We start from the raw sequence: 5,842 nt of genomic DNA on the forward strand, positions 1-5,842 counted from the left end.
AACCTTTAAGCGGATATTGACAAAGTTATATGCCGGCCATGGTCCGCTGTAATGAAAGTCGACCTTATCCTTCCACTTTTCATGTGCTTCATTCACCTTCTGGTCAAATAATTCTTCTTTGTCGCGATCGACCAGGAACGCCGCATTCATTAGCATCGTTTCACTTGAGGGTTCGTTTGCCTTTGCTGCCTCGGCCGTTTCTTCAAGAGGTACAAATACTTCCTGTTTCATCTCGTTTTGGAGTGAGGCAAACATCTTTTGGGCCATGCCTCCGAGTTGGATGCGTTCATAGTAAGCCGCTGATTCGGATTTGCCTTTCACTTGAGAAGACATTTTTTCCATTTCCGGATGTTCCTTTACCATTTTTTCAAGATATTCTTTCTTTCCTATGACTTTTAAGCCCAGTTCGATTTTTCCTTTGATCGCCGGGAAAAGGTTCTCGAATTGTGGGTAAAGGTTTTCAAGAAGTGCCTTTACATCGTCTTCGCTTTGAAAAACGTTTCCGAAGCTGATCGGGATGACCGTATCATTTCTGCTCATTACGCTGGATACCGTTTCCTGGTGCATAAGCAGATTGTCTTTCTTCGGATGGTAGATCTTCATCGGCACTTCAGCCGCCACCATCGCTGCATCTTTATAGTGAATGGTGAAGACTTCACGCGTTTCTCCTTCAAGTTGCACTGTTCCGAACTGTCCTTCTTTATCTGTCTGGATTGCACAAAATATATAAATTCCATTCTCTTGGCTCATGGGTTAGACTCTCCTTTGTTTATCGGTTCATGCCCCTGCATGCATCTATAATCAACTGTTCCGCTTTTTCTGTGGGGTTATCGGCTTCGATGCCGCGCGTCATGCTATTTCCTGCTATATCGACACATAGACGTTGAAATTCTTCGTTTTCCCCATCTATGGGAATGTCCAACTCAATGGCAAGCCTTGCAATCATCAATGAAGCTCGCAAGCTCGGCCCATGTTCATTTTCCTTCGTACATTGATCACGCAGTCGAGAGATGATCGAGGTGATAGTCCTTGCTTCTTCTTTCACAAGGTCTGCTTTCTCCGATACGATCAGTGCTTCCCTTTCACTGTCCATGAAATCAACCGGGATGGTGATCATCCTGTCCAGCAGTGCATCCTGCGTATCATATACACCTGCATATTCTGCAGGATTACTTGTAAAGATGACCGAAAATTCCGGATGGACCTTCACAAACGGCTCCGTCAATTTCGTTCCGTATAATGGGATGACTCCCTCTTCCAAAATGGATAAAAAGATATTATTGGTCGTCGGCTGTGATCTCGTGAATTCATCATAGACGAGTGTATAGCCGTTTTTAGCCGCTTCCAGAAGTCGGCCGTCCCTCCAGGTCTCTGTCACACTTTCATCTTTTTTATAAACAGAGCGTACGTATTGGTCGACAACTTTTTTACTTGTATAACCCGTAAAATCGCCGATCAAATCTCTGTTATTCAACTCATGGTTGCCGTGTATGAGCATGACAGGGCGTTTTCTTTTCTTGGCTAAAGTGAGCGCAAAGGAAGTCTTCCCTGCTCCGGAAGGTCCTGTAAAATGTACGGGATAACCAGCTTTAAGGTAGTGCAGCGAACGGGTCATCAATTCCTTTGTTTCATCATCCTGAACCAAGGCCCTGCTGTCTTTTTTGCTATTGTTCCGTAAGACTGTCACGTTGGCTTTCCCTCCTACTCACTTGCCCTACATTTCCTGTCCAATCGCGCTTCTGTAACGGATATCAAGCCGCTTGAACGAGATCACTTCTTTTTCTTTATCGAGCAGGGCTTCATATGTCCCCACCATTTCGTCTTTTGCATATTTCTTCATGTATTCTTTTTCTTCAATCACTTCAACCATCACACGCCAGCCTTCTTCTTCCCTTACTTCAACCGAAGTAATCTTATGGACGGGTGCGACATGTTCATTGAAGAAATCAGATACATTCGCTATGATCTCTTTGATTTTCATAAATGCCTCCTTACTCTAGACATGAAAAAGGGAGAAAGGGTGATCCGATGGGACCCCCTTTTTCCATTCCCTTCAGCCAGGCTTTAAATACTGAATTGTGAACTTCTTTCATTTTCCTGGGTTGCAAGACCGTTTTCTTCCACCTCATCCCGAAGCAGACCGACTGCTTCTGCATATCGCAACCATGTATCAACGCTTGCGATGACAACCCTTGCTTCAACTGTCAGAATTTCAATTCCCACTACTGATACGCGGGCGAAGGCATCGATTACAATCCCTTTATCAAGAATTCTGTCAATAACTTCTGCTAAACTTGAACTGTTTGTACTCTTTTGAATTGCCATTGATCATTCTCCTTTCAAAGCTGCTATCTTGAACTGATTGTTTTAATATCTGTCGATGATTTAATATTGGTTGAGCTTTTGATGTCCGTAGAGCTCTTGATGTTGTTTGAGCTCTTGATATCATTGACTCCTTTTAGATCCGAAACTCCTTTGAGCCTGGATTTGTCCTTGTTCGATGAAGAAATCCTTTCTTGAAATTCTTCACCGGCTTCCTTGGCATTACCCAGCTTTTCCCGGACCGAGAGCAGGACATCCTGCACTTTCTCCTTCGCTTCCTCAGCTTTAGTGTGTACCTTATCGGCATTCTTCTCTTTAGCCGATGCAAGCTTTTCGGAAGCTTCTTTCGCTTTGGATTGAATGCCGCCTTCGACTTTGTCCTGGACGCCTTCTACAAATTTCTCCTTGGCTTTTTCCTTGACCTTGTCCTTCACTTTTTCCTTAACCGGTTCAGGGGTGTGCTCGACGACTTTTCCAGCCATTTTGCCGGCGGCTTTTTTTGCTGCAGATTTACTCATGTCATCCCCCCTTAGGAAACGCTCATAGCAGCTGATTCACTATTTTTTGGATTCCACAAGACTGCTGAGCATTTCTTCGATTCGATCCAGTCGCTCATTAAGATTCTTGTTTTCTTCTTTGATTTCTTCAATATCGTCGTTTTGCTGTCCGGAAGATGTTTCTTCCTGCTGATCTTCCGCTTCTTCTTTTTTCTTATTGAATGGCAATATGCCGTTCTCATATTTGTTCATATACCCTGCAGCCGTCTGCCTTAAGGTCACCATCGCCTGTTCGGTGATGAACTCCTGTGCCGTCCTTCGCAATTCATACCCTGCGATCCGCATGACCTCTGATTTACCCAGTCCGCTCGCTACCTTTTTTCCCGTTTCGGGATGGCTGAGCAGTCCGACACCGGCTCCTACTACACCGCCGATGATGGCGTAGTTCACTTTCATAGGAGTCCTTCCTCCATCTTTGCTTTGATTATTTGTCGTTTCTTCCTGTTTATCACTTTTATCCGTCTTTTCTTTCTCTGCCATCTTTTCATCCTCTTTTCTTATCGCTTTTTATATTTACGCATGGTTAAATGCTGAATTGGTTGTTTCTCTCATTGTCCTGCTTGGGAAGACCTTCTTCCTGAACCTCATCACGGAGGAGGCCGACTGCTTCAGCATAGCGCAGCCAAGTATCCACACTTGCAATGACCACTCTTGCTTCTACCGTGATTATTTCAATCCCGACAAGAGAAACACGTGCAAATGCATCTATCACAATCCCTTTATCCAAAATCCTGTCAATGACTTCTGCAAGACTGGAACTGTCTGTACTCTTTTGAATACTCATCCTTTCACTCCTCTCTTACTGGAAGTTGCCTGGTTAAACCTTTTAATACAGGCGTTCACAAAGGCCAATTTCACTGAGATCGTATGAAGTTGTTTACACCGTGTTTACCTCCTTCATCCGAGCTCAAAACCATAGCTGGATAATTTTTGAAAATAACTGGTATATTTTATACTTGTTTAATGGTGTCAATAAATTTTTGTAACAATGGGGATGCTGGAATTTCAACGTTTTTGCAGGAGAATTCTTTTTACTCAAAACAATTAAGACAATTATGTTACATTTCAATGAATTTTGTTTCGAGTTGGTTCATTCACATAAAGAGGGAAGAGGAGGGGGGGACGGAAGGACGGGGCGTGTGCACTTCATCATCCTGCACACGCCCCTTCTGTTTTGCTATACCCTCTGGTGATCGAGGATTTCTTTTAGTACAATCGCATGATTACAGGTGGAATCCTTTGCGCCATAAATCAGGCTTACGTCCTTGGAATGATTCTTCACAATCTTCTTCAATTCTTCCATGGCTTCCGCTTTCTCTTCATCATGGCGGAGTTCATCTTTATATTTCTCCTTAAATTCACTAAATTTATCTGGGTCGTGGTCGAACCATTTGCGCAAGTCAGGAGAGGGAGCCACCTGTTTCATCCAATGATCGATCCCCAGTTCTCCCTTTGATTTTCCCCTCGGCCAAAGCCTGTCGACGAGAATACGCACACCGTCTTGATCTGATTTTTCTTCATATGCACGTTTAATTTCTACCGGCATTTATTTTCACTCCTTTCGTTTATCTATACCCGGAAACGGTTTATTTGAACGATTTTTCGAGAGTTCTGCATTTAATATGCAAAAACTGGTGGTATACACAACAATACACAAGAAATTCTAACTGGAGAGGTGGAAACATGTCAGGTTCAAATTACAAGAAAGAAAGCATATCACTTACCGGTGCAATCGGACTCGGAACCGGGGTGATGATCAGTGCCGGGATTTTCGCACTTCTCGGCCAAGTGGCAGAACTTTCAGGCTCCTGGTTTCCGCTAATTTTTATTGCCGGGGGAATGGTAACAGGGTTCAGTGCCTATTCATATGTAAAAATGAGTAACAAATACCCTTCAGCAGGCGGAATTGGAATGTTTTTGGTGAAAGCTTACGGAAAAGGAACATTAACGGCTTCTGCGGCGCTGTTAATGGCTTTTTCGATGGTCATTAACCAGAGCCTTGTGGCAAGGACTTTCGGAACCTATACACTGCAGCTTGTTGATGGGGAACAGTCAAATTTCCTTATACCATTACTCGGTGTGGGCTTATTAACGTTTGCTTTCCTTGTGAATATTTCAGGAAACAGTTTCATCCAGACGTTTACCGGTATCGCTTCTCTGGTTAAGATTGCAGGCTTGGCCGTGTTTGCGTTGGCCGGTTTATGGGTTGCAGGATTCACGTTTCAGCAGGCAGAAGGCGGCGCGAATCCACCTGAACCTTCAATGGCCGGTTATATTGCGGCTGTCGCCTTAACGATTCTATCATTCAAAGGCTTTACAACCATCACCAATAGCGGTTCGGAAATCAACCATCCAAAGAAGAATGTAGGAAGGGCGATTACGATCTCGATCTTGATTAGTCTGGTCGTCTACCTGATGCTTGCCTGGGCAGTTTCCAGCAATTTATCCCTTACAGAAATCATCAAAGCGAAGGATTATGCGCTGGCTGAAGCGGCCAGACCTGCATTCGGAGGAGCGGGACTCTGGTTCACCGTCATTATTGCCATCATCGCTACCATAACAGGGATCATTGCCAGTGTATTTGCCGTATCCCGGATGCTCGCCATGCTGACAGATATGAAATTGATTCCGCATAAGCATTTCGGCATGCCGGGCAGTATCCAAAAGCACACGCTTGTCTACACGATCGTCTCAGCAATGGCCCTGACCATATTCTTTGATTTAAGCAGGATCGCTTCCATGGGGGCCATCCTTTACCTTGTCATGGATATGATGATCCATTGGGGCGTCTTTAAGCATCTCAGAGGAAAAGTGGGTGCCAACCCTGTAATCGTACTGTCTGCACTCATCCTTGATGCCATTGTCCTGGCAGCCTTCATCTGGGTAAAAGCTCAATCAGACCTGCTGGTAGTCGGCGTATCGCTTGCCTTTATGATCCTTATCTTTACAGGGGAACATTTCTT

General features: G+C 44.4%; 9 protein-coding genes. 1 reads left to right on the top strand and 8 read right to left on the bottom strand.

Annotation, left to right across the window (positions count from 1 at the left end):
- The 8 genes from HP456_RS18830 to HP456_RS18865 all read right to left on the bottom strand — a co-directional run.
- A partial coding sequence (locus tag HP456_RS18830) for a GvpL/GvpF family gas vesicle protein (RefSeq protein WP_172253933.1) occupies positions 1–750 on the bottom strand: 750 nt, incomplete at its 3' end.
- Positions 751–769: 19 nt separating this feature from the next.
- A complete protein-coding gene (gene gvpN, locus HP456_RS18835; protein ID WP_172253935.1) occupies positions 770–1,687 on the bottom strand; it encodes a gas vesicle protein GvpN in 918 nt (305 codons plus the stop codon).
- A 27-nt stretch (positions 1,688–1,714) separates the two neighbouring features.
- The gene (gene gvpO / locus HP456_RS18840; RefSeq protein ID WP_172253937.1) at positions 1,715–1,981 is read right to left on the bottom strand and encodes a gas vesicle protein GvpO; all 267 of its coding nucleotides are present in this window, start codon (positions 1,979–1,981) and stop codon (positions 1,715–1,717) included.
- A gap of 83 nt (positions 1,982–2,064) precedes the next feature.
- Complete coding sequence (gene gvpJ / locus HP456_RS18845; RefSeq protein WP_172253939.1) at positions 2,065–2,325, bottom strand: gas vesicle protein GvpJ; 261 nt, start codon at positions 2,323–2,325, stop codon at positions 2,065–2,067.
- A gap of 23 nt (positions 2,326–2,348) precedes the next feature.
- Positions 2,349–2,840 (bottom strand): gas vesicle protein GvpQ, encoded by a 492-nt coding sequence (gene gvpQ / locus HP456_RS18850; RefSeq protein ID WP_172253941.1) that lies wholly within the window; start codon positions 2,838–2,840, stop codon positions 2,349–2,351.
- A gap of 39 nt (positions 2,841–2,879) precedes the next feature.
- Positions 2,880–3,359: a GvpT/GvpP family gas vesicle accessory protein gene (gene gvpT, locus HP456_RS18855; protein ID WP_172253943.1), complete on the bottom strand. Its 480-nt coding sequence runs from the start codon at positions 3,357–3,359 to the stop codon at positions 2,880–2,882.
- 43 nt (positions 3,360–3,402) lie between these two features.
- A complete protein-coding gene (gvpA, locus tag HP456_RS18860) occupies positions 3,403–3,663 on the bottom strand; it encodes a gas vesicle structural protein GvpA (RefSeq protein ID WP_172253945.1) in 261 nt (86 codons plus the stop codon).
- A 393-nt stretch (positions 3,664–4,056) separates the two neighbouring features.
- Positions 4,057–4,425 carry a DUF488 domain-containing protein gene (locus HP456_RS18865; RefSeq protein ID WP_172253947.1) on the bottom strand — a complete coding sequence of 123 codons (369 nt, stop codon included), beginning with the start codon at positions 4,423–4,425 and terminating at the stop codon, positions 4,057–4,059.
- Between the two features lie 137 nt (positions 4,426–4,562).
- On the opposite strand from HP456_RS18865, the gene HP456_RS18870 reads away from it, so the two are divergent.
- Positions 4,563–5,842: APC family permease (locus HP456_RS18870; protein WP_172253949.1), on the top strand; the 1,280-nt coding region annotated here is incomplete at its 3' end.

This window comes from Bacillus haikouensis, assembly GCF_013179555.1.
GTDB classification, from domain to species: Bacteria; Bacillota; Bacilli; order Bacillales; family Bacillaceae_B; genus Rossellomorea; species Rossellomorea haikouensis_A.

Excerpts from the sequence above, each read along its gene's own strand:
- gvpO (WP_172253937.1), bottom strand. The coding sequence starts at position 1,981 with ATGAAAATCAAAGAGATCATAGCGAATGTATCTGATTTCTTCAATGAA.
- gvpJ (WP_172253939.1), bottom strand. The coding sequence starts at position 2,325 with ATGGCAATTCAAAAGAGTACAAACAGTTCAAGTTTAGCAGAAGTTATT.
- gvpQ (WP_172253941.1), bottom strand. The coding sequence starts at position 2,840 with ATGAGTAAATCTGCAGCAAAAAAAGCCGCCGGCAAAATGGCTGGAAAA.
- gvpT (WP_172253943.1), bottom strand. The coding sequence starts at position 3,359 with ATGGCAGAGAAAGAAAAGACGGATAAAAGTGATAAACAGGAAGAAACG.
- gvpA (WP_172253945.1), bottom strand. The coding sequence starts at position 3,663 with ATGAGTATTCAAAAGAGTACAGACAGTTCCAGTCTTGCAGAAGTCATT.
- HP456_RS18865 (WP_172253947.1), bottom strand. The coding sequence starts at position 4,425 with ATGCCGGTAGAAATTAAACGTGCATATGAAGAAAAATCAGATCAAGAC.